Annotated in this window: 23 protein-coding genes; 14 read left to right on the forward strand and 9 right to left on the reverse strand. The window is 70.0% G+C overall.

Annotated elements, in window-relative coordinates; all coding sequences use genetic code 11:
• Nucleotides 1–108: 108 nt before the first annotated feature.
• Nucleotides 109–1,101 (forward strand): oxidoreductase, encoded by a 993-nt coding sequence (locus tag ACLQ2O_RS09030; protein WP_425829214.1) that lies wholly within the window; start codon nucleotides 109–111, stop codon nucleotides 1,099–1,101.
• Between the two features lie 3 nt (nucleotides 1,102–1,104).
• Nucleotides 1,105–1,596 (forward strand): metallophosphoesterase family protein, encoded by a 492-nt coding sequence (locus ACLQ2O_RS09035; protein ID WP_425829216.1) that lies wholly within the window; start codon nucleotides 1,105–1,107, stop codon nucleotides 1,594–1,596.
• Here ACLQ2O_RS09035 and ACLQ2O_RS09040 read toward each other — a convergent pair.
• Nucleotides 1,593–1,748 carry a hypothetical protein gene (locus ACLQ2O_RS09040; protein WP_425829218.1) on the reverse strand — a complete coding sequence of 52 codons (156 nt, stop codon included), beginning with the start codon at nucleotides 1,746–1,748 and terminating at the stop codon, nucleotides 1,593–1,595. The two genes, ACLQ2O_RS09035 and ACLQ2O_RS09040, sit on opposite strands and share 4 nt — an antisense overlap.
• Nucleotides 1,749–1,766: 18 nt before the next feature.
• Between ACLQ2O_RS09040 and ACLQ2O_RS09045 the strand changes: the two genes are divergently transcribed.
• The 3 genes from ACLQ2O_RS09045 to pyrE all read left to right on the forward strand — a co-directional run bounded on the left by ACLQ2O_RS09045 (nucleotide 1,767) and on the right by pyrE (nucleotide 4,263).
• Nucleotides 1,767–2,399, forward strand: a complete 633-nt coding sequence (locus tag ACLQ2O_RS09045; RefSeq protein ID WP_425829220.1) for a hypothetical protein — start codon at nucleotides 1,767–1,769, stop codon at nucleotides 2,397–2,399.
• Between the two features lie 85 nt (nucleotides 2,400–2,484).
• Entirely contained in the window at nucleotides 2,485–3,732 is a 1,248-nt protein-coding gene (locus ACLQ2O_RS09050; protein ID WP_425829222.1) for an exonuclease domain-containing protein, read from the forward strand.
• A 15-nt stretch (nucleotides 3,733–3,747) separates the two neighbouring features.
• Nucleotides 3,748–4,263, forward strand: a complete 516-nt coding sequence (gene pyrE, locus ACLQ2O_RS09055; RefSeq protein WP_425829224.1) for an orotate phosphoribosyltransferase — start codon at nucleotides 3,748–3,750, stop codon at nucleotides 4,261–4,263.
• A 247-nt stretch (nucleotides 4,264–4,510) separates the two neighbouring features.
• On the opposite strand, the gene ACLQ2O_RS09060 is transcribed toward pyrE, so the two are convergent.
• The 3 genes from ACLQ2O_RS09060 to ACLQ2O_RS09070 all read right to left on the reverse strand — a co-directional run bounded on the left by ACLQ2O_RS09060 (nucleotide 4,511) and on the right by ACLQ2O_RS09070 (nucleotide 6,258).
• Nucleotides 4,511–5,308, reverse strand: coding sequence for a DUF429 domain-containing protein (locus tag ACLQ2O_RS09060; protein WP_425829226.1), 798 nt, complete (start codon nucleotides 5,306–5,308; stop codon nucleotides 4,511–4,513).
• Between the two features lie 115 nt (nucleotides 5,309–5,423).
• Complete coding sequence (locus tag ACLQ2O_RS09065) at nucleotides 5,424–5,678, reverse strand: hypothetical protein (RefSeq protein ID WP_425829228.1); 255 nt, start codon at nucleotides 5,676–5,678, stop codon at nucleotides 5,424–5,426.
• A gap of 91 nt (nucleotides 5,679–5,769) precedes the next feature.
• On the reverse strand, nucleotides 5,770–6,258 hold the full coding sequence (locus ACLQ2O_RS09070) for an FBP domain-containing protein (RefSeq protein ID WP_425829230.1): 489 nt from the start codon (nucleotides 6,256–6,258) through the stop codon (nucleotides 5,770–5,772).
• 201 nt (nucleotides 6,259–6,459) lie between these two features.
• Between ACLQ2O_RS09070 and ACLQ2O_RS09075 the strand changes: the two genes are divergently transcribed.
• A complete protein-coding gene (locus ACLQ2O_RS09075; RefSeq protein ID WP_425829232.1) occupies nucleotides 6,460–7,014 on the forward strand; it encodes a YceI family protein in 555 nt (184 codons plus the stop codon).
• Nucleotides 7,015–7,227: 213 nt separating this feature from the next.
• The gene (locus ACLQ2O_RS09080; protein ID WP_425829234.1) at nucleotides 7,228–7,734 is read left to right on the forward strand and encodes a hypothetical protein; all 507 of its coding nucleotides are present in this window, start codon (nucleotides 7,228–7,230) and stop codon (nucleotides 7,732–7,734) included.
• A 163-nt stretch (nucleotides 7,735–7,897) separates the two neighbouring features.
• Here the strand turns inward: ACLQ2O_RS09080 and ACLQ2O_RS09085 are convergent, their stop codons facing one another.
• Nucleotides 7,898–8,464, reverse strand: coding sequence for a hypothetical protein (locus ACLQ2O_RS09085; protein ID WP_425829236.1), 567 nt, complete (start codon nucleotides 8,462–8,464; stop codon nucleotides 7,898–7,900).
• A 215-nt stretch (nucleotides 8,465–8,679) separates the two neighbouring features.
• Between ACLQ2O_RS09085 and ACLQ2O_RS09090 the strand changes: the two genes are divergently transcribed.
• From ACLQ2O_RS09090 to pgm, 6 genes are all read left to right on the forward strand, one after another.
• Nucleotides 8,680–9,108, forward strand: a complete 429-nt coding sequence (locus ACLQ2O_RS09090) for a hypothetical protein (protein WP_425829238.1) — start codon at nucleotides 8,680–8,682, stop codon at nucleotides 9,106–9,108.
• 9 nt (nucleotides 9,109–9,117) lie between these two features.
• Nucleotides 9,118–10,260: a sensor histidine kinase gene (locus ACLQ2O_RS09095; RefSeq protein WP_425829240.1), complete on the forward strand. Its 1,143-nt coding sequence runs from the start codon at nucleotides 9,118–9,120 to the stop codon at nucleotides 10,258–10,260.
• Nucleotides 10,257–10,916 (forward strand): response regulator, encoded by a 660-nt coding sequence (locus ACLQ2O_RS09100; protein ID WP_425829242.1) that lies wholly within the window; start codon nucleotides 10,257–10,259, stop codon nucleotides 10,914–10,916. Before ACLQ2O_RS09095 ends, ACLQ2O_RS09100 begins: the two co-directional genes overlap by 4 nt.
• An 11-nt stretch (nucleotides 10,917–10,927) precedes the next feature.
• Nucleotides 10,928–11,281 (forward strand): MmcQ/YjbR family DNA-binding protein, encoded by a 354-nt coding sequence (locus tag ACLQ2O_RS09105; protein WP_425829244.1) that lies wholly within the window; start codon nucleotides 10,928–10,930, stop codon nucleotides 11,279–11,281.
• A 232-nt stretch (nucleotides 11,282–11,513) separates the two neighbouring features.
• Nucleotides 11,514–13,004 carry a fused MFS/spermidine synthase gene (locus ACLQ2O_RS09110; protein WP_425829246.1) on the forward strand — a complete coding sequence of 497 codons (1,491 nt, stop codon included), beginning with the start codon at nucleotides 11,514–11,516 and terminating at the stop codon, nucleotides 13,002–13,004.
• A gap of 64 nt (nucleotides 13,005–13,068) precedes the next feature.
• Nucleotides 13,069–14,694 carry a phosphoglucomutase (alpha-D-glucose-1,6-bisphosphate-dependent) gene (pgm, locus tag ACLQ2O_RS09115; protein ID WP_425829248.1) on the forward strand — a complete coding sequence of 542 codons (1,626 nt, stop codon included), beginning with the start codon at nucleotides 13,069–13,071 and terminating at the stop codon, nucleotides 14,692–14,694.
• Here the strand turns inward: pgm and ACLQ2O_RS09120 are convergent.
• Nucleotides 14,691–15,077, reverse strand: a complete 387-nt coding sequence (locus ACLQ2O_RS09120) for a DUF3037 domain-containing protein (RefSeq protein WP_425829250.1) — start codon at nucleotides 15,075–15,077, stop codon at nucleotides 14,691–14,693. The two genes, pgm and ACLQ2O_RS09120, sit on opposite strands and share 4 nt — an antisense overlap.
• Complete coding sequence (locus ACLQ2O_RS09125; RefSeq protein WP_425829252.1) at nucleotides 15,074–15,811, reverse strand: HipA family kinase; 738 nt, start codon at nucleotides 15,809–15,811, stop codon at nucleotides 15,074–15,076. The genes ACLQ2O_RS09120 and ACLQ2O_RS09125 overlap by 4 nt, the downstream gene beginning before the upstream one ends.
• Before the next feature lie 70 nt (nucleotides 15,812–15,881).
• On the opposite strand from ACLQ2O_RS09125, the gene ACLQ2O_RS09130 reads away from it, so the two are divergent.
• Nucleotides 15,882–16,922 (forward strand): carboxylate-amine ligase, encoded by a 1,041-nt coding sequence (locus ACLQ2O_RS09130; RefSeq protein ID WP_425829254.1) that lies wholly within the window; start codon nucleotides 15,882–15,884, stop codon nucleotides 16,920–16,922.
• On the opposite strand, the gene ACLQ2O_RS09135 is transcribed toward ACLQ2O_RS09130, so the two are convergent.
• Nucleotides 16,916–17,764, reverse strand: coding sequence for a helix-turn-helix domain-containing protein (locus ACLQ2O_RS09135; RefSeq protein ID WP_425829256.1), 849 nt, complete (start codon nucleotides 17,762–17,764; stop codon nucleotides 16,916–16,918). The genes ACLQ2O_RS09130 and ACLQ2O_RS09135 overlap by 7 nt on opposite strands.
• Nucleotides 17,761–18,615, reverse strand: coding sequence for a phytanoyl-CoA dioxygenase family protein (locus tag ACLQ2O_RS09140; RefSeq protein WP_425829258.1), 855 nt, complete (start codon nucleotides 18,613–18,615; stop codon nucleotides 17,761–17,763). The genes ACLQ2O_RS09135 and ACLQ2O_RS09140 overlap by 4 nt, the downstream gene beginning before the upstream one ends.
• Nucleotide 18,616: the final 1 nt, after the last annotated feature.

An 18,616-nucleotide genomic window follows, 5' to 3' on the forward strand; every position in this document is an offset into this window, starting at 1 on the left:
GCGTCAGGGCTTGTACTTCCTGCGATGACTCGTTGTTGGTGGCAGGCAACCATCTGCTGTCAGCAGAGGTGCTGGGAATCGGTCCAGCGGCCTGCTTGGCTTGGGGGTATGCAGACTCTGGTACTGGGCGGCACAGCCTTTCTAGGGCGGGAAATCTCGGCGCAGGCACTGGCACGGGGACATGCGGTGACCTGTGTGGCGCGGGGCGAGAGCGGTGGGGTGGTGGACGGCGCAACGCTTGTCACGGCCGACAGGAGCAAGCCCAGTGCGTACGACGGCGTACCGGTGCAGGAGTGGGACGCGGTGTTCGAGGTCTCCTGGCAGCCGGGCTTTGTCAGGCAGGCGCTGGAAGCACTCGGCGGCCAGGCCAAGCACTGGACCTACGTGTCCACCGGCAACGTGTACGCCGAGTTCGGTACGCCGAGGGCCGACGAGTCCGCCGCGCTGCGCGAGCCGAGCCAGGGGGACACCGCTGACGGGGACCAGTACGGCGAAGCGAAGGTCGCCTGCGAGCAGGCCTCGCTGGCAGCGGTAGGGGACCGCCTGTTGATCGCACGCGCCGGTCTGATCGGCGGACCGGGCGACAGGAGCGACCGGGCCGGGGCCTGGGTCGCCCGCGCGGCCAGGGCGCCGCAGGAGCCGCTGCTGGTGCCGGACACACCGGAGCTTCCCACGTCGGTCATCGACGTACGGGACCTCGCCGCCTGGTTGCTGGACTGCGCTGAGCAGGGTGTGACCGGCACGTACGACGCTGTCGGGCCGGTAGTGCCGTTCGGTGAGTGGGTCGAGCTGTCGCGCGAGGTCGGTGGCCACGCTGGTCCGGTGGTCAGCGCGCCGAGGGTGTGGCTGGAGGAGCAGAAGGTCGAGCAGTACATGGGGCCGGAGTCACTGGCCATGTGGCTCACCGAGCCGGGCTGGGAGGGCTGGTCGAACCGCAGTGGCCAGGCAGCGCTCCAGGCCGGTCTGCAGCACCGGTCGCGGGAGGAGCTCCTCCGGGACACGCTGCAGTGGGAGCGTGAGCTGGGGCTGGACCGGGAGCGCAAGGCCGGACTCAGTACGGCGCGGGAGCAGGAACTGATCGCGCAGCTCGGCTCAGACTGAGGTATGAAGCTGCTGCTGATCTCCGACACCCACCTGCCGGTCAGGGCGAAGAAGCTGCCGGAGCCGGTCTGGGACGCGGTCGACGTCGCCGACGTGGTGATCCACGCAGGCGACTGGGTGAACGTCGAGCTGCTGGACGAGCTCACCGAGCGCGCGCGGAGGCTCGTCGGCTGCTGGGGGAACAACGACGGGCCGGAGCTGCGGAAGCGGCTGCCGGAGGTCGCCCGGGAGACGCTGGACGGGCTGCGGCTGGCCGTCGTACACGAGACTGGCGGTAAGCAGGGACGTGAGCTGCGGGCCGAGAAGGCCTACCCGGACACGGATCTGCTCGTGTTCGGGCACAGCCACATCCCGTGGGACACGACGTCACCGCGGGGGCTGCGCCTGCTCAACCCCGGGTCGCCGACGGATCGGCGCAGCCAGCCGTACTGCACCTACCAGACGGCCACGATCACCTCGGGCCGGCTGGAAAACGTTGCCTTACACAACCTTTAGGCGTTCGCTGCTTCCTTGACGCGCGCCTTGAGCCGGTCGCGGACCTCTTCAGGCGTGTAGGCGCGCCGCTTGCGCTCGCCCCGCGCGATCACCACACCGGTCGCCGCGACACCCACCAGGCCGGCGACTCCAAGGACCTTCCATACCTTCATGAGCACTAACCTAGCGACGTGGAGACGCGGATAACGCTGGACGACGCTACGGAACTGACACGAACAGGTGACATTTGGCTGTTTCGCGGGGAGTCCGCCGCGGACCGGGCGATTCAGCTGACGACCAACAGCCCGGTGAACCACGTCGGCATGGCGATCGTGATCGAGGACCTGCCGCCGCTGATGTGGCACGCCGAGCTCGGCCGTTCACTGCCCGACGTCTGGACGGGCAACCACCAGCGTGGCGCCCAGCTGCACGACCTGCGCGACGCGGTGACCACCTGGACCCACAAGTACCGCCAGCGGGCCTGGTTGCGGCAGCTGGACCCCGTGGTCGGCAAGGAGATGGAGGACGCCGTACTGCGGGTGGTCGCGCGCCTGGACGGTACGCCGTTCCCGTCGACGGCGCGGCTGGCGTCGCGGTGGGTCCGCGGCCGGGTGCCGGCGTTCCGCCGTGGGGATCGCGAGCTGGTGCTCGAGACGGCGTACTGCGCCGAGGTGGTCGCGCTGACGTACGAGGAGATGGGGCTGCTGCCGGGTGGGCGGCGGCCGAACTGGTACGACCCGGGGCGGTTCTGGAGCGGTGACGATCTGGATCTCGGCCTCGGGGCGACGCTCGGCGAGGAGATCGCGGTCGACGTACCTGCCTGACGTCGGGTGGACCGGAATTGTCGGTGGGCTGTGATTGGCTGGTCGCAGTAGGAAACCACGGACCGATTCCGAGGAGGCGTCGCCGATGTATGCCGTCATCGACACCGAGACGACCGGCCTGCTGCCCGGGCACCGGCACCGGGTGATCGAGATCGCCGTCGTGCTGCTGGACGCGCAGGGCCGGTTCGAGGACGAGTGGGTGACGCTGCTCAACCCGCAGCGTGACCTCGGGCCGCAGCACATTCACGGGATCCTGACCGCCGACGTGCTGGCCGCGCCGGAGTTCGTCGACGTCGCGCGGCGGCTCGGGGAGCTGCTCGCGGGACGGATGGTGGTGGGGCACAACGTCGAGTTCGATCTCGGGTTCCTGCGGGCGGAGTTCGCGCGGCTCGGGCACGTCGTACCGCTGATCACGGAGCGGTCGATGTGCACGATGGCCTTGGCCGGGTACCTGTTTCCCGGATCGCGGCGGACACTCGGGGCGTGTTGCGCGGCGGCCGGGATCACCTTGGAGGGTTGGCATTCCGCGCTTGCGGACACGCGGGCTACGGCCGAGTTGTTCAGTGCGTACTTGCGGTCGTTCCCGTCGCCGCCGCCTTGGCAGTGGGCGTACGACGAGATTCGGGACCTCCCGTGGCCGGAGTTGCCGGGGACTCATCGTGGGCCGACGGTGCGGCCGGTGCACGCGGGCGGGCGGCACGGGTGGATGAGTCGACTCGTCGATCAGTTGCCACGGGTTTCGGAGCCGCCGCAGGCCGATTCGTACCTTGCGGTGCTGGACACGTTGCTGGCGGATCGGGAGATCGACGCTGCCGGTGCTGACCTGTTGGTGCATGTGGCAACGGATCTGGGGTTGTCGCGGTCCCAGGTCGATCTGTTGCACGGGGTCTATCTGGATGAGCTGGCCGCTGCTGTGTGGCTGGACAGTGAGATCAGCGGGGAGCAGCGGGCGGATCTGGATCGGGTGGCGACGATGCTCGGGCGGCAGGCAGGTGACGTGGATGACGCGTTGGTTGCTGTTAGCAACGGGCGGTACGTCGTACCGGCGCGGCCGGGGGCCGGTGGGTTTCCGGCGGGGAGCACGGTGGTGTTCACGGGGGACATGGTGGAGCCGCGGGAGGTGTGGTGGGACCGGGCGGTGGCGGCCGGGTTCAGTCCGCAGGAAGCGGTGCGGGCGGAGACGACTTTTGTGGTGGCGGCCGATGTGGACAGTTTGTCGTTGAAGGCTCGGGCGGCGCGGGAGTTCGGGGTGCCGATCATCGCGGTGGAGGCGTTCCGGCGGTTGCTGCCGGCTGAGGTGCTGCCTGCTGATGACGAGCGGAAGGCGGGGTGAAATAGGGTCAGGGGCGTGGAGAGAGCAGAGCTGGGGCGGCGGATCTACGAGGTGGCGCACCTGACCGGGGAGTTCACTCTGCGGTCGGGGGTGACGACTGATCACTACTTCGACAAGTACCGCTTCGAAGCGGATCCGGTGCTGCTGGATGCGGTCGCGGAGGCGATGGTGCCGTTGGTGCCGGCCGAGGTCGAGGTGCTCGCGGGGCTCGAGATGGGCGGGATTCCGGTGGTGACCGCGTTGGGGCGGCACACCGGGTTGCCGTGTGCGTTCGTGCGGAAAGAGGCGAAGCAGTACGGGACCTGCCGGTTGGCCGAGGGGGCGGAGATCGAGGGGCGGCGGGTGCTGGTCGTCGAAGACGTGGTGACGAGTGGTGGACAGATCGTCTTGTCGACGCGGGAGCTGCGGGCGCTGGGGGCGGACGTGCGTGAGGCGCTGTGCGTGATCGACCGTGAGCAGGGCGGTGCGGAGGCGCTGAAGGAGATCGACCTCGGGCTGCTCTCGTTGCTGAGGGCTGCTGACCTCGGGTAGGCGAGTGCGCGTAGCTCGCGGGTGACCGGGGCGTTGCCGGAGGTGGGTCGAGCGCCTGTCGAAGCGCAAGGAAGGTGATCCGCGCGATTGCCGGGTGCGGGCGTTGGGTTCCGTCGGCTGGGGCCGGGTTGCCTGGGCTGGGATCAGTGGGGCCGCCGGCCTCCGGCGTGCCGAGGTCGCGGACTCGGGCGGGGCTGGTTGTAGCCGGTTGCCTGGGGCTGGGCGGTAGTTGGCTGCCGGGGTGGAGTCAGCGGGGCGGGGCCGGTGTCCGGGGTGGCGAGGTCGCGGGGTCGGGGTGGGTCTCGTCGTAGCGGGTTGCTTGGGCTGGGGTTACTGGGGCGAGGATCTGGCCGGTGTCCGGGGTGCCGAAGTGGCGGACTTGGGTGGGGTGGGTTGAGGCGTAGGCGGCGATGTAGGCGCAGACCACGCTGTCCAGGGCGTCCTCGACGCGTTTGAGGTCGACCTTGCGGGTGGCGGTGGTGAGAGCTTGGCGGAGTTGGTGCCAGGTGGGGCTGGAGTCCACGTGCAGTGGCGGGGTGGCGGTCGCTAGGGACTCGACGTACTGGGCCAGGCGGAGCATCTCGTGGTGGAGATGGGTGAAGTCGCGGCCGGGCTTCGACTTGTACTGCAGGATGCGGGGGAGGTCGAAGAGGGTGACCAGAGCGGGGTGGGGGTAGACCTCGACGGCTCGGCGTTCTGCGGCGGGGGCGAGGTCCAGGTCGAGGGCTTTGATCAGGCGGAGGGCGCGGGAGCCGTTGGTGAAGCTCGGGTTCGTGGTGTTGGCGGCGTGGCAGGACGCGCCGAAGCGCCCGTAGTACTGGGAGATCAGGCGCTCGCAGGGGCGGTGGCCGGTGGCGTTGTTGACGACGATCGGTGTGTCGAACGCCACGAAGCACGGGCCCGCGGTCCAGCGGCTCAGCCAGGTGAGGATCTCGTCGTCGGTCTGCTGGACGGTGACATCCTGCAGGCGGCCCGACGCGTCCAGTACGGCCAGGCCGGTGACGCCGCGTTGACCCCACGCGAGGTCGACCCCGACAAAATTCACTGACTCACCTCGAGCTCACCCGCGCCGGCGAGGGGGTGCGCACTCCGCGACCGGGCGAGGGGAGTGCGCTCCACGAGTGGCGGGGGGATGCGCACCCCACAACGGGAGCAGGGGTTCAGTCTTCTGCTTCCTCGCGTTCGATCTCGAAGCGGAGGCTTTTGCCGGAGCGGATGCGTTCGACCGCGGCCAGGCAGGCTTCGGGGCTCATGTGGACGCCGATCTCGCCGAGGCGGTTGCGCAGGACCAGTGCGGCGTCCTCGGCCGACCGGGCGCTCGACTCGTTGATCGCGTCGATCGTCGCGGTGGTCAGCTTCTCGCGGATGTCCGGGTGGACCTCGTGGATCTCGTGGGTGATTCTGAACTCCGACATCGCGACTTTCTCCTGTCCAGCGCCCGTGACCTGTGGTCAGACTAGTTCCCCGGACCAGTCCGGAGGGAGCATTCTGTCGCTCCCGGCGGTGCTAGGCGAGTACCCGCGCGACGAAACTCTCAAGCCGGTGCGCCAGGCGTTGGATCCGGGCCTCGGGGCCGACGGTCTCGCCCTGGGGGACCTCGGGGTCGCGCAGGCCGCGCAGGTAGAGCGAGCAGGCCAGGTCGGCGCAGATGTAGGTACCGACCGTGTTGCCGGCGCGGCCCGCCGAACCGGCGCGGCGGGCGGCGAAGAGCGCGACGTCGATGACCTTGTGGGCGGTGTGGCAGAGGTCGCACAGCCCGGTGCCGCGGCGGGGCTTGCCGGTGGCGGCGGTGTTGAGGGCGATGCCGAGGACGCCATCCGCACGCGGTACGACGAGGTACGCGCGCGCCGGCGCCTTCGGGTCGCGCCAGCCGAGGAAGTCCAGCGACTCCCACGGCAGCTCGGTCAGCCCGGCCGGCATCGTGACCGCCTTCACCTGGCTCTTGGACGAGTTGACGAACGATCGCCGGATCTCGTCCGCGTTGAGCGCCTGCACCACGAACTCCTCACCTCGACAGCTGACCGACCCACTCAAACCCGCCGCGATCGGTCCCGGCAACCGAATAAGAGGACTCCGGACCGTGACGGCTCGATCGCGATCCGGCAACATGCCGACCGAGGGAGTGGACTTATCAACCTAAATCTGCCACAGTAAGACGTACAAACTTCAACTAAGCGCCCTCGGAGGCCACCAGTTATGAGCACGACCGACTACGCCACCCTCACCGGCGACTACACGATCGACACCGCGCACAGCCGTACGGGCTTCGTCGCCCGGCACGCGATGGTGACCAAGGTCCGCGGGGCGTTCAACGAGTGGGAGGGTTCGGCCCACATCGACGGCGAGAACCCGGCGAACTCCTCGGTCAAGGTGACGATCCAGGCCAAGAGCATCGACACCCGCAACGCCCAGCGCGACGAGCACCTGCGCAGCAACGACTTCTTCGAGATGGACGAGCACCCGGAGATCACCTTCGTCTCGACCTCGGTCGCGGCCAAGGGTGACAGCGTCTTCGCGGTCACCGGTGACCTGACCATCAAGTCCATCACCAAGCCGGTCACGATCGACTTCGAGTACACCGGTACGGCGACCGACCCGTTCGGCAACACCCGGGTCGGCTTCGAAGGCGCGATCGCGATCAACCGCAAGGACTGGAACGTCAACTTCAACGCGGCCCTCGAAGGCGGCGGCGTCCTGGTCAGCGAGAAGATCACGCTCGAGATCGAGGTCTCGGCGATCAAGAACGCCTGAGCGTCGTACCAAGCACAACCGGGGTCACCGCTGGTCGGTCGCCCCGGTTCTGTCTGTCACGGCACCGCCTTTCGATAGGCGGCGCTGTTCTGGGTGTCGGGTTCGTCGCGGTGGGGTCACGATCGGCCTTCGGTGCGGGCGGGAAGGTTTTGCCACCGTCTCGCGCTGGGAAACTCCTGGCTGAGTGACGACCTAGGGCCAGGGGGTCCGCCGATGATCGACACCAGGCTCTACCGATGGTTCCTGCCGCTGATCGGGCGGCGCCGGCCGGTGCGCCGTACGCCGGAATCGTTCCGTCCACGGGGAACGAGTTCGCGGGTGAGCCGGCTCGCGGCCCGGTACGACGCGGACGTGGACGAGGCGCTGCAGCGGCTGTGGCCGAAGGCGCGGGTGTACCACGATCGGGAGTTCGCGCGGGACCGTGCGGACTTCCTGCTGGTGGTGCGTGGGCGGGGCGTGATGGTCGAGACGAAGGTCAAGAGTGATCCGGGGTTGTTCCGCGGATCGACCTTGCCGCCGTTGCTCGACCGGTTGCAGCGGGACGGCAGGCGCCTGGTGGTCCTGCTGAACCAGGGCGATCCGACGCCGGCCCGGGAGCTGGTCGCCGAGAAGCTCGGTGACAAGGCGCGGATCGTGGTGTGGTCCGGGCCGGACCAGGACGCCGAGCTGTGGTCGGCGGTCGAGGAGTTGATCGCGCAGGAGTCCCGGCATCCGTTGTGAGCGAGCCCGGGTGAGTGAGCCGCAGTGAGGTTGGGAAAAGCCGACAGCGCGGAGAGGTGGACTCTCCGCGCTGTCGGCTGACTCCGGGACGCGAGGTGTGCCCGAGGGCGGCGTCCAGGAGTCGTGTTCTCCTCCGGCAAGGCCCGGAGGTTGCTTCAGGTGGTCAGCACTTCTGTGCTGTGGTGCGGCCGCCGTCGACGACCCAGCGGCCGTCGTGCTGCTCGACGCGCATCTCGTCGACCCAGCGGGTCGGCGACTTGGCCGGGATGACGCTGCGGCCCTTGGTGTCGACCGTCCGGGCGGCCAATGTGTCGTAGCAGGCGCGGACGATCACGCCGGACGCGGCGACCGTGCGCTTCGCCCAGATCACCTTGGTCGCGCCGGTGTTGCGCAGCTTGCGGGCGCGGTAGTACTTGGCCTGCTGGCTGTACGCCTTCAACAGTCGCGGGGTCATCACCGGGGGCAGCTGCTTGGTGGCCTTGCCGCCGCTCTTCATCATCGTGTCGAGCGCGGCGCGGTAGTCGTAGTAGGCGTTGACGACCGGGTCGTCGGAGGCCGGCAGGCTTTCTGGCTGGGCGGCGCCGTCCCCGACCGGGACGTCGTTGTGCTTGGACGCCTTCTGGGCGCCGGGGGACGAGGCAGCCACGTCGGCCGACTCGTCGGCGCCGCAACCGGCGAGCATCAGGACCGGGATCAGCGTGGCGGTCACCGCCAGGTCACGAATGCGCATGGAAACGAACCTCCTGTCGAGTGCCGTCGGACGCGGGTTGCCGCTACCACCGGCACTGTTCGTGTAACGCTGCGACACGGACCGTGGTCACTGTGATCTGGGTCACAGCACACCCCCTACCGGGGTAGCTGGAGCGTGTTCGCTCCCTGGCCGGATGTGCCGAGGGCAGGAAATTTCTAGCCTCGATCTCGACCACTGAGACCGAGGAGAACCCGATGACGGACACCAGAACGAGCAGCACGGGCAGCACGGACAGCACGAGCGTCAGGAGCAACCCGTCCACGGCAGCGGTGACCATCCACCGATTCATCAGCGTCGTCCACGGACTGCTGGCGCTCTTCCTGATCGGCGTCTGGGGGCTCGCGATCGTCCGGGGACCGTTCTTCGGCCTGGTCGAGCACGGTCCGTTCGGGCCGGAAACCTGGGGTGGACCGACCCTGGCAGGAGCCTGGGCCGTCCATGCCGCGGTCGCGGTGCCGGTGATCGTGCTGATTCCTCTTGCCCTGTGGGGAATCCGCTCACTGCACGCCACGCTGACCAGAGGCCTGTACGGCGCGCCGCTCAGCTGGTGGGTCCGGCCGCTCGCAGTTCTGATCGCTGTGGCGGGAGCGGCGTTCTTCGTCGCCTGGGTCCGGCAGATCTAGGGTCGCTGGATGACGGGATGGCCGCAGGGCAGGTGGGCGTGGGTAGCCGGCGCCGGTACGGCGGTGCTGCTGGTGCTCACGACCATGGACCTGGGCCAGCACTACCAACTCCCACTGGGCGCGGCGCTCGCGCTGGGCGCCGCACGGGCTCTGAGCCTCGGACTGGCCTGGATCCGCCCCCGCATCAGCCTGCCTGCCTCACTGCTCACCTCAGTCCTGACCGCCGCGGTGAGCCTGCCGGTCTCCAACGACGAGCCGTGGCCGTGGCCGGTGACGAGCGTGTTCGGGCACTCGATCGTCCTGGCGATAACAACTGCACGTGGGGCGTCGCGCAAGCAGATCGCCGCCTGGTGGGTAGCCACGCAGCTCACCGGCGTGGTGGCGATGCTTCTGGCACCGGAGCGGGGCTCGTGGGTCGGACTGCTCACCATGGCCGTGCTGTCGCTGGTCGCTGTGGTCATCGGGGACCTGCAGAGTTCGCGCGCTCAGGCGCGGCAGCAGTTGGTGGAGCAGGAGGAGCTGACCGAGGCCGAGCGGGCGGAGCGGGCGCTGTGGCAGGAGCGGGCGCGGATCGCCCGGGAGCTGCACGACGTCGTGGCGCACCACTTGTCGGTGGTCGTCGTACGGGCTGACAGCGCGCCGCACCGGTTGCAGGCGCTGCCGGAGGAGGTCCAGGTCGAGTTCGCCGGCATCGCTGAGGAGGCCCGGTCGTCGCTGACCGAGATGCGGCGGGTGCTGCGGCTGCTGCGGGCGGAGCCGGGGGAGCTGGAGCCGCAGCCCGGGCTGGAGGATCTGCCGGGTCTGGTCGAGCGGGCTCGACAGGCGGGGGCGTCGATCGAGCTGGACGCGACGACAGCGGAGGTGGACCCAGCGGTGGGCTTGACGGCGTACCGGGTGGTGCAGGAGGGGATCAGCAACGCCGTACGGCATGCGCCGGGTGCACTGATCTCGGTGACAGTACGGCGGCAGGCGACCGAGCTCACGGTCACGGTGTCCAACGGCAGGGGAGCCGGCACCGAGAAGAGTGGATCAGGGCAGGGGCTGTTGGGGATGCGAGAGCGGGTGAGCCTGGTGGATGGGACGGTGAGGGCGGAGAGCACGCCGGACGGCGGGTTCGTGGTGGAGGCGGTTCTGCCGGTGCAGGCTCGATGATCAGGGTGATGGTGGTGGACGACCAGGAGATCGTCCGCGCCGGGTTCAGCGCGCTGCTGGGGGCGCAGGAGGATCTCGAGATCGTCGGGCAGGCCGGCAACGGCGCCGAGGCGGTGGCAACAGCCCGGGAGGTCCGGCCGGACGTGATCCTGATGGATGTGCGGATGCCCGTGCTGGACGGGATCGCGGCGACCCGCCAGATCCTCGAGAGCACCACAGAAGACCAGCCAAAGGTGATCGTGCTGACCACCTTCGACCTCGACGAGTACGTGTACGACGCGTTGCGCGCCGGTGCGAGCGGGTTCCTGCTCAAGCACGTCTCACCCGACGAGCTCGCCGCCGCCGTCCGGGTCGTCGCCGGGGGAGACGCACTGCTCGCGCCGTCGATCACCCGCCGCCTGGTCGAGGACTTCGCGAAGACCCGCCCGGTCCTCAAGGTCGCCGACGCGACGCTCACCCCGCGCGAGACCGACGTACTGCGACAGATCGCCCGCGGCCTGTCGAACCGCGAGATCGCCGCCGAGCTGGTGCTCGCCGAGCAGACGGTGAAGTCGCACGTCAGTCGCATCCTGACCAAGCTCGATCTGAGGGACCGGGCGCAAGCTGTCGTCTACGCGTACGAGGCCGGGGTCGTCGCCCCGGGACCAGCACGCTGAAAGGTGGAGACATGGACGGGTTGGAACGGTTACGGGCCCTGTGCCTGGCGTTGCCGGAGGTGACCGAGCGGCTGAGCCACGGCGAGCCGACCTGGTTCGTCCGGGACAAGAAGACGTTCGTCATGTTCGCCAACCAGCACCACGACGACCGGATCGGTTTCTGGTGCGCGGCCCCCGAAGGCGCCCAGCAGGAGCTGCTCACCACCGACCCGGACCGCTTCTTCCGGCCGCCGTACGTCGGTCACCGCGGCTGGCTCGGCGTCTACCTCGACATCGACGACGTCGACTGGGACCACCTCGCCGAGCTGGTCCGCGACGCCTACCGCCAGATCGCCCCCAAGTCCTTGGCCGCCCTGGTCGACTAGGTCGACCTCGGTCTGCGGAAGGAAGGTGGCCCTCCGGACAGGCCGGTACGACGCGCGCAAGGTCGGCGCGGGAGAAGTCGCGCGCCGCCGCGCAGATGCGGTCGCGCGTCGCGCCGTACAGGGCGGCGCTGGTGGTCGGGTCCATGGCAGATCTCCTTTCTGAGCCTGACGGACGAGAAGCACCGGAATCGACGAAGGCAGGCGGCCTGGAGTCCACCGATAGGGTGGCGCGGTGAGTGAGACTGAGGTCCAGGTGCGCGGCATCGGGGACAAGCTGGCCATCGGAATGTCGTTCGGGAGCTCGGCGGCGGTGATGGTGCTGGAGCTGGTCTCGCTGCGGCTGGTGGCGCCCTACCTGGGGCTGACGCTGGAGACGAACACGGCGATCATCGGCGTCGCGCTGGCGGCGATCGCGACCGGCGCGGCCCTGGGTGGGCGGTTCGCCGACACCGTGTCGCCGACCCGGACGCTGGGGCCGCTGATCCTCCTCGGCGGCGCCCTGGTCCTGCTGGTGCTGCCGGTCGTGCGATGGACGGGCGAAGCGGTGCGCGGTGGCGGCGAGAACGCGGTGTTCCTCGCGGTCGCGGTCGTGATGTTCGTGCCCGCGTCGTTGCTGGCGGCGGTGACGCCGATGGTGACCAAACTGCGGCTGTCGACGCTGGCCCAGACCGGCACGGTGGTCGGCCGGCTGTCGGCGTACGCGACGGTGGGCGGGATCTGCGGGACCGTGCTGACCGGGTTCGTGTTCGTGGCCAAGGTGCCGACGAGCGTGATCGTGCTCTGCCTCGGCGGGGTGCTCGTGGTCACCGGCGCGGTGCTGACGATCTTCCTGCGCGGCTTCCAGGCGGCGGTCAGGCCGCTGGCTCTCGCGCTGGTCGGGACCGGGCTCACGCTGGTCGCGCCGCGGCCGTGCGAGGTCGAGACGGCCTACCACTGCGCCCGGATCGAGGCCGATCCGGCCAGAGCGAACGGCCGGATCCTGTACCTGGACCAGCTGCGGCACTCGTACGTCGATCTCGAGGACCCGACCTACCTGCAGTTCGAGTACATCAAGAACTTCGCGGCCGTGATCGACGCCGAGTTCCCGGCCGGTCAGCGGATCGACGCGCTGCACGTCGGGGGCGGCGGCCTGACCATGCCGCGCTGGCTGACCGCGACCCGGCCGGGCAGTCACAACAAGGTCTACGAGATCGATCCCGGCGTCATCGCGCTGGACAAGGCCGAGCTCGGCGCGAAGGCCGGCCCGGAGCTCGACCTGCAGATCCGCGACGGGCGTCTCGGCGTCCGGTCCGAGCCGACCGACAGCCGCGACCTGGTGGTGATGGACGCGTTCGGCGGCGTCGCCGTGCCGTGGCACCTGACCACCCGCGAGATCGTCGCCGACGTCCACCGGGTGCTGCGCCCGGGCGGGATCTACGCGGCCAACATCATCGACTTCGGCCCGCAGAGCTTCCTCAAGGCGGAGATCCGGACCGTCGCCGAGGAGTTCAAGAACGTCGCGGTCGTCTCGACCCGGGAGGCGCTGGCCGGTGAGCAGGGCGGGAACTTCGTCGTGGTCGCCTCCGACCAGGAGCTGCCCGTCGCCGCGCTGCGGACCCGGCTCGGTGCCCGGGCCGAGGTCCTGGCAGGCCCTGACGACGTACGGCGGTTCGTCGGCGACGCACCGCTGCTGACCGACGACTTCGCGCCGGTCGACCAGCTGCTGACGCCCTTCGCGACCTGACCGGAACTTGGGCAACGGCGGGGGTGGAGTTGTGCTCCGCGCCGCGGGCTTGTTGCATGTGCACATGCACCCACGCGCAGGTCAGCCCGCCCAGCCCGAGGACCTCGTCGACGTCGACGCGCTGCTCGCGGCGTACGACGGGATCACCCCGGACGTCGACAACCCCGCCCAGAAGGTCGTCTTCGGTACGTCGGGCCACCGCGGCTCGAGCCTGGACGGCGCCTTCAACGAGGCCCACATCCTGGCGATCACGCAGGCCGTCTGCGAGTACCGCGCCGGTGAGGGCACCAGCGGACCGCTCCTGGTCGGCCGGGACAGCCACGGCCTGTCCGAGCCCGCCTGGCGGACCGTGCTCGAGGTGCTCGCGGGCAACGGCGTGCAGACCCTGGTCGACAGCGCCGACCGGCTGACCCCGACGCCCGCGGTGTCGCACGCGATCCTGCGCCTCAACCGCGGGGCCGGTGCGGGCGCGGACGGCATCGTCATCACCCCGTCGCACAACCCGCCGCGCGACGGCGGGATCAAGTACAACCCGCCGCACGGCGGCCCCGCCGACTCCGACGCGACCGGCTGGATCGCCACCCGGGCCAACGAGCTGATCGCGGACGGCAACCGCGAAGTACGCCGGACGCCGTTCGCGCAGGCGCGCAGCCAGGCCGGCGACTACGACTTCCTCGGCCACTACGTCGACGACCTGCCGTCGGTGATCAACCTGGACGCGATCCGCGCCTCCGGGCTGCGGATCGGCGCCGACCCGCTCGGCGGCGCGAGCGTCGACTACTGGGCCGCGATCGGTGAACGCCACCAGCTCGACCTGACCGTCGTCAACCCGCGGGTCGACCCGGCCTGGTCGTTCATGACGCTCGACCACGACGGCAAGATCCGGATGGACTGCTCCTCGCCGTACGCGATGGCCTCGCTGGTCGCGCAGAAGGACCGCTACGACCTGGCGACCGGGAACGACGCGGACGCCGACCGGCACGGCATCGTCACACCGGACGCCGGGCTGATGAATCCGAACCACTACCTCGCGGCCGCGATCTCGTACCTGTTCGCGAACCGCCAGTGGGGTCCGGACGTCGCGGTCGGCAAGACGCTGGTCTCGTCGTCGCTGATCGACCGCGTGGTCGCGGATCTCGGCCGGCGGCTGTGGGAGGTGCCGGTCGGGTTCAAGTGGTTCGTGCCGGGGCTGATCGACGGGTCGGTCGGGTTCGGTGGCGAGGAGTCGGCCGGGGCGAGCTTCCTGCGGTTCGACGGCAGCGTCTGGACGACCGACAAGGACGGGATCCTGCTCGCGCTGCTGGCCAGCGAAATCACCGCGGTGACCGGGGAGACGCCGTCGCAGGCCCACGCGAAGCTGGTCGAGCGGTTCGGCGCTTCGGCGTACTCGCGCGTGGACGCGCCCGCCAGCCGGGAGCAGAAGGCGAAGCTGGCCGGGCTGTCGGCCGATGCGGTGACGGCGACCGAGCTCGCGGGTGAGCCGATCCTGGACCGGCTGACCAGCGCGCCGGGCAACGGTGCCGCGGTCGGTGGGCTGAAGGTGACGACGGAGTCGGCATGGTTCGCCGCGCGGCCGTCGGGGACCGAGGACCTGTACAAGATCTACGGCGAGTCGTTCAAGGGCGCCGAACACCTGGAAGAGGTGTTCGTCCAGGCCCGCGAGGTCGTCTCCAACGCCTTGGAGGACTAGCGCACGAAGGCGTCCACCAACCGGTCCAGGTCCGTGGCGGGGCTCGTCGTGAGTCCGCTGTGGATCGGGCCGGGGTGGACGACCGTACTGCGGGGGGCCGCGAGCCAGCGGAAGCGCTCGCCGATCCGCGTGGCCGCGGCCGGTCCGCCCGCCGGGTCGCCCGCGCAGATCGCGCGGATGTGCTCCAGCGAGGCGCACACCACGTCGACGTCCACGGCCGGGTCGAGCGCGCGCAGCCGGGCCGGGTCGACGTCCCAGGCGGCGCCGAGGAAGCCCATCCCACGGCAGTAGATCACCGCGCCGACGTTGACGAACTCGCCGCGGTGGATCCGCGGCGCGGCGCGCAGGATCACGTAGTCGAAGGGGACCAGGTCGTCGGTCATCGCGCACCACCGGGAAGCCACGCGGACCGGTCGGCCAGCCGGGCGGTCAGGTGCCCGAAGTAGCGCTCGCGGTCGCCGTCGGCGATCCACTCGTCGGGGACCAGCGCGATCACCTCGGTCAGCAGCTCCGGCGTGACCTCGGCCGCCAGGGCCGCGTCGATCGCCGGTACGGCGGGCGCGTCGTCGCGGAAGACGTGGTCGTTCGCGTCGTACGGCAGCGCGGCGAAGCGCTCGGCCGACATCCAGGAGTGGTGGAAGTACAGGGCCGCGCCGTGGTCGATCAACCAGAGTTCCTTGTGCCAGACGAGCAGGTTGGGGTTGCGCCACGAGCGGTCGACGTTGGCGATGAACGCGTCCAGCCAGAGGATCCGCGCGCGGGTCGCGGCGTCCGGCGTACCGCTGGAACCGTCGTAGCCGAACGAGCCGGGCAGGAAGTCGACCGCGAGGTTGAGCCCGGCGCTGCGGACGAGCAGGTCCTGGATCTCCTCGTCCGGCTCGGACCTGCCGATCGCCGGGTCGAGCCGGCAGAGCTTGAGCTCGGGGATGCGCAGACCGAGCCGGCGGAACAGCTCGCCGGCGATGATCTCGGCGACCAGCGCCTTCGGGCCCTGGCCGGCGCCGTGGAACTTCAGCACGTAGGTGCCGAGATCGTTGCCTTCGACAACACCTGGCAGCGATCCGCCCTCGCGCAGCGGCAGCACGTAGCGGGTGGCGTTGACGGTCGGCAGACTCACCCGGCAGAGCCTAGAGGGCCGTTTCCGCGCGGATGGTGCCGGGTACCGACTCGGGGTGAAGCATCCGTCCATGGGCGTAGAGGAAGAGTTGCTGCTGGTCTCCGCCACCGGTCAGCCACTACCGAGAAGCAAGGCGGTCAAGGACGAGACCGAAGGGGTCGACGTCGAGCTGGAGCTGACCCGCGCGCAGGTGGAGACCAACTCGCCGGTGTGCGAGACCTCCGACGAACTGCATCGGCAGCTGAACGCGATGCGGGCCAAGCTGGCCGCCGCCGCGGCCGAGCACGGCGGGCGCCTGCTGGCGATCGCGGCGCCGCCGACCGGTGAGGCGGCGCACCTGGTGACGCAGAAGCCGCGGTACGAGGAGATGGAGCAGCGGTACGGCCTGCTCGCCCGCGAGCAGGCCGTCTGCGGGTGCCACGTGCACATCGACGTACCGGACAAGGAGGCTGCGATCCGGGTCAGCAACCACCTGCGTCCGTGGCTGCCGGCGTTGCTCGCGCTCAGCGCCAATTCCGCGATCTACCTCGGCGCCGACACCGGGTTCGCCAGCTGGCGGGCGATCATGTGGTCGCGCTGGCCGTGCGTCGGGCAGCCGCCGTACTTCGAGTCGGCCGCGCACTACGACACGCTGGTGGAGACGCACCTGGCGTCCGGCAGCATCATGGACGAACGCATGGTCTATTGGGACGTCCGGCCGTCGTCGCACCTGCCGACGGTCGAGGTGCGGGTGAGCGATGTACCGCTGACTGTCGCCGAGACCGTGCTGCACGCGACGCTCGTCCGCGCGCTGGTGATGACCGCGCTGGCCGAGGGTGACCTGGGCCCGGAGCTGCAGCCGGAGGTACTGCGGGCGGCGTACTGGCTGTCGGCGAAGAACGGGCTGACGGGGAAGAACCTCGACGTGCTGAACGCCGAGCCGATGCCGGTCGAGCAGGTGATGCGGAAGCTGGTCGATCACGCCCGGCCCGCACTGGAGCAGCTGGACGAGGTCGAGCGGGTCGAGACGACGATCCAGCGCCTGCTCACCGAGGGCAACGGCGCGGTCCGGCAGCGCAAGGCGTTCCAGGACGGCAGCGACCTGATCGACCTGGTCGAGGTCACTCAGTAGAGCGTCGTCGAGAGCGAGGTGAGACCGGCCGCCTCGAGCGGGGACGGTGGCGCGGTCTCGGGTGGGGCCTGGCGGAACGCTGTCGGGGCCAGTCCGTAGATCGCGCTGAAGCGCCGGGAGAAGTGGTAGGCGTCGGCAAATCCACACTGTACGGCGACCGCCTGGATCGACAGGTTGGTGTGCCAGAGCAGCGGTTCGGCGCGGGCCAGGCGCAGCAGCTCGACCGCGGCGACCGGGCCGACCGGGCCGACCGCGAAGTGGCGCCCGAACACGCGGCACAGCGTGCTCGGCGAAACCCCGGCGGCCGAGGCCAGCTCCTCCAGCGGGATCGGCCTCGCGACGCCGTCGGACCAGGCGACCCGGACGGCGTGCAGCATGGCGACGACGGGCTCAGGCAGCGCGACCGGCGGCGTCGCCGGGGTCGCGAGGAAGGTCAGCATCAGCATCCGCAAGGTCTCACGCGCGTGCAGCTCCCAGTCCGCCGGCGCCGTGCTGCCCAGCCAGACCAGATAGTTGCACAGGGCCCCCATCGGGTCCTGCCGTCCGGTCAGGTCGCGCACCAACGGACAGTCGTCCGGTACGGCGCTCTCGAGCGTGAAGTGCACGTACGCGTGCCGCGTCGACGTCCGCGGGTCCCAGTGGAACTCGTCCTGCATCCCCGGCCGGATCAGCAGCAGCTTGCCCGGGACCAAAGGGATCCGCGCGCCGTCGTACAGCCAGGTGGCGCTGCCCTTGAGCAGCCAGACGAACTGGTACCACCTGGCCCGGCGCGGTCCGAAGGTCGAGGCCGGCGGGTACTCCGCGACGGCCGGCCCCAACCGGTGGACGAGCTCGACGCTCACTTCCGGTCGCAGCCACCGTCACGATCGGGGCGGATCCGCGGGCGGCGCACCTCCTCGAGTCCCTTGTAGGCGTAGGGATCCGAGCCGGCCACGAGCACGACGTCGCGGAAGTCGGCCTGCGCGACCGGCGTCCCCTCGGCCGAGACGGCCCACGGCAGCAGGGACTCGGCGCTCATGTAGTGGTTCGCCAGGGCGCGGCGGTACCCGTGCTTGCCGGTGTTGGGCAGCGACTTGTGCAGCAGGTAGCCGTTGAACAGCAGCACCGAGCCGGCCTCCAGCTCGACCGGTACGGCGTCGGCGTCGTCGTACGGGAAGCCGTAGGACTCGACGGTGCAGTCGTACTTCGGGTCGTCGTGCTCGCGGTTGGGGTAGATGACGCCGCGGCGGTGCGATCCGGGCAGCACCCACAGGCAGCCGTTCTCGGTGGTGGCGTCGTCGAGCGCGATCCAGGCCGCGGTCAGCGAGCGGTCCCGGGTCGGGATGAACATCTCGTCCTGGTGCCAGGCCTGGCCCGGTTTGCCCTCGGACTTGATGAACAGCATCGACTGCATCCCCTTGACGTTCTCACCGATCACCGCGGTCAGCGCCGCCACGACCGCCGGATGGCGCATCGTGGCAAGCATCAGCTCGGAGAGCTTGTGCGGGTAGTGGATGCACAGGTAGCGGCGCAGCACGTCCTCGTCGGTCTCACCCGGTACGGCGGGCTGGGCGCCGTCGATCGCGCCGAGCTCGCCGCGGCAGATCCGGACCGCTTCGTCCAGTAGCTTGCCGACCTCGCCGGGACTGAGCGCCTGCTCCAGCACGACGTACCCGTCGCGGTCGAAGGACTTCTTCAGGTCAGTGGTCTCCATC

The sequence above is a fragment of the Kribbella sp. DT2 genome (assembly GCF_049844575.1).
GTDB lineage: Bacteria > Actinomycetota > Actinomycetes > Propionibacteriales > Kribbellaceae > Kribbella.

What these genes read in the sequence shown, in the direction of transcription:
- ACLQ2O_RS09030 (WP_425829214.1), top strand. Translation starts at nt 109, where the DNA reads ATGCAGACTCTGGTACTGGGCGGCACAGCCTTTCTAGGGCGGGAAATC.
- ACLQ2O_RS09035 (WP_425829216.1), top strand. Translation starts at nt 1,105, where the DNA reads ATGAAGCTGCTGCTGATCTCCGACACCCACCTGCCGGTCAGGGCGAAG.
- ACLQ2O_RS09040 (WP_425829218.1), bottom strand. Translation starts at nt 1,748, where the DNA reads ATGAAGGTATGGAAGGTCCTTGGAGTCGCCGGCCTGGTGGGTGTCGCG.
- ACLQ2O_RS09050 (WP_425829222.1), top strand. Translation starts at nt 2,485, where the DNA reads ATGTATGCCGTCATCGACACCGAGACGACCGGCCTGCTGCCCGGGCAC.
- ACLQ2O_RS09065 (WP_425829228.1), bottom strand. Translation starts at nt 5,678, where the DNA reads ATGTCGGAGTTCAGAATCACCCACGAGATCCACGAGGTCCACCCGGAC.
- ACLQ2O_RS09075 (WP_425829232.1), top strand. Translation starts at nt 6,460, where the DNA reads ATGAGCACGACCGACTACGCCACCCTCACCGGCGACTACACGATCGAC.
- ACLQ2O_RS09080 (WP_425829234.1), top strand. Translation starts at nt 7,228, where the DNA reads ATGATCGACACCAGGCTCTACCGATGGTTCCTGCCGCTGATCGGGCGG.
- ACLQ2O_RS09085 (WP_425829236.1), bottom strand. Translation starts at nt 8,464, where the DNA reads ATGCGCATTCGTGACCTGGCGGTGACCGCCACGCTGATCCCGGTCCTG.
- ACLQ2O_RS09090 (WP_425829238.1), top strand. Translation starts at nt 8,680, where the DNA reads ATGACGGACACCAGAACGAGCAGCACGGGCAGCACGGACAGCACGAGC.
- ACLQ2O_RS09095 (WP_425829240.1), top strand. Translation starts at nt 9,118, where the DNA reads ATGACGGGATGGCCGCAGGGCAGGTGGGCGTGGGTAGCCGGCGCCGGT.
- ACLQ2O_RS09100 (WP_425829242.1), top strand. Translation starts at nt 10,257, where the DNA reads ATGATCAGGGTGATGGTGGTGGACGACCAGGAGATCGTCCGCGCCGGG.
- ACLQ2O_RS09105 (WP_425829244.1), top strand. Translation starts at nt 10,928, where the DNA reads ATGGACGGGTTGGAACGGTTACGGGCCCTGTGCCTGGCGTTGCCGGAG.
- pgm (WP_425829248.1), top strand. Translation starts at nt 13,069, where the DNA reads ATGCACCCACGCGCAGGTCAGCCCGCCCAGCCCGAGGACCTCGTCGAC.
- ACLQ2O_RS09120 (WP_425829250.1), bottom strand. Translation starts at nt 15,077, where the DNA reads ATGACCGACGACCTGGTCCCCTTCGACTACGTGATCCTGCGCGCCGCG.
- ACLQ2O_RS09130 (WP_425829254.1), top strand. Translation starts at nt 15,882, where the DNA reads ATGGGCGTAGAGGAAGAGTTGCTGCTGGTCTCCGCCACCGGTCAGCCA.
- ACLQ2O_RS09140 (WP_425829258.1), bottom strand. Translation starts at nt 18,615, where the DNA reads ATGGAGACCACTGACCTGAAGAAGTCCTTCGACCGCGACGGGTACGTC.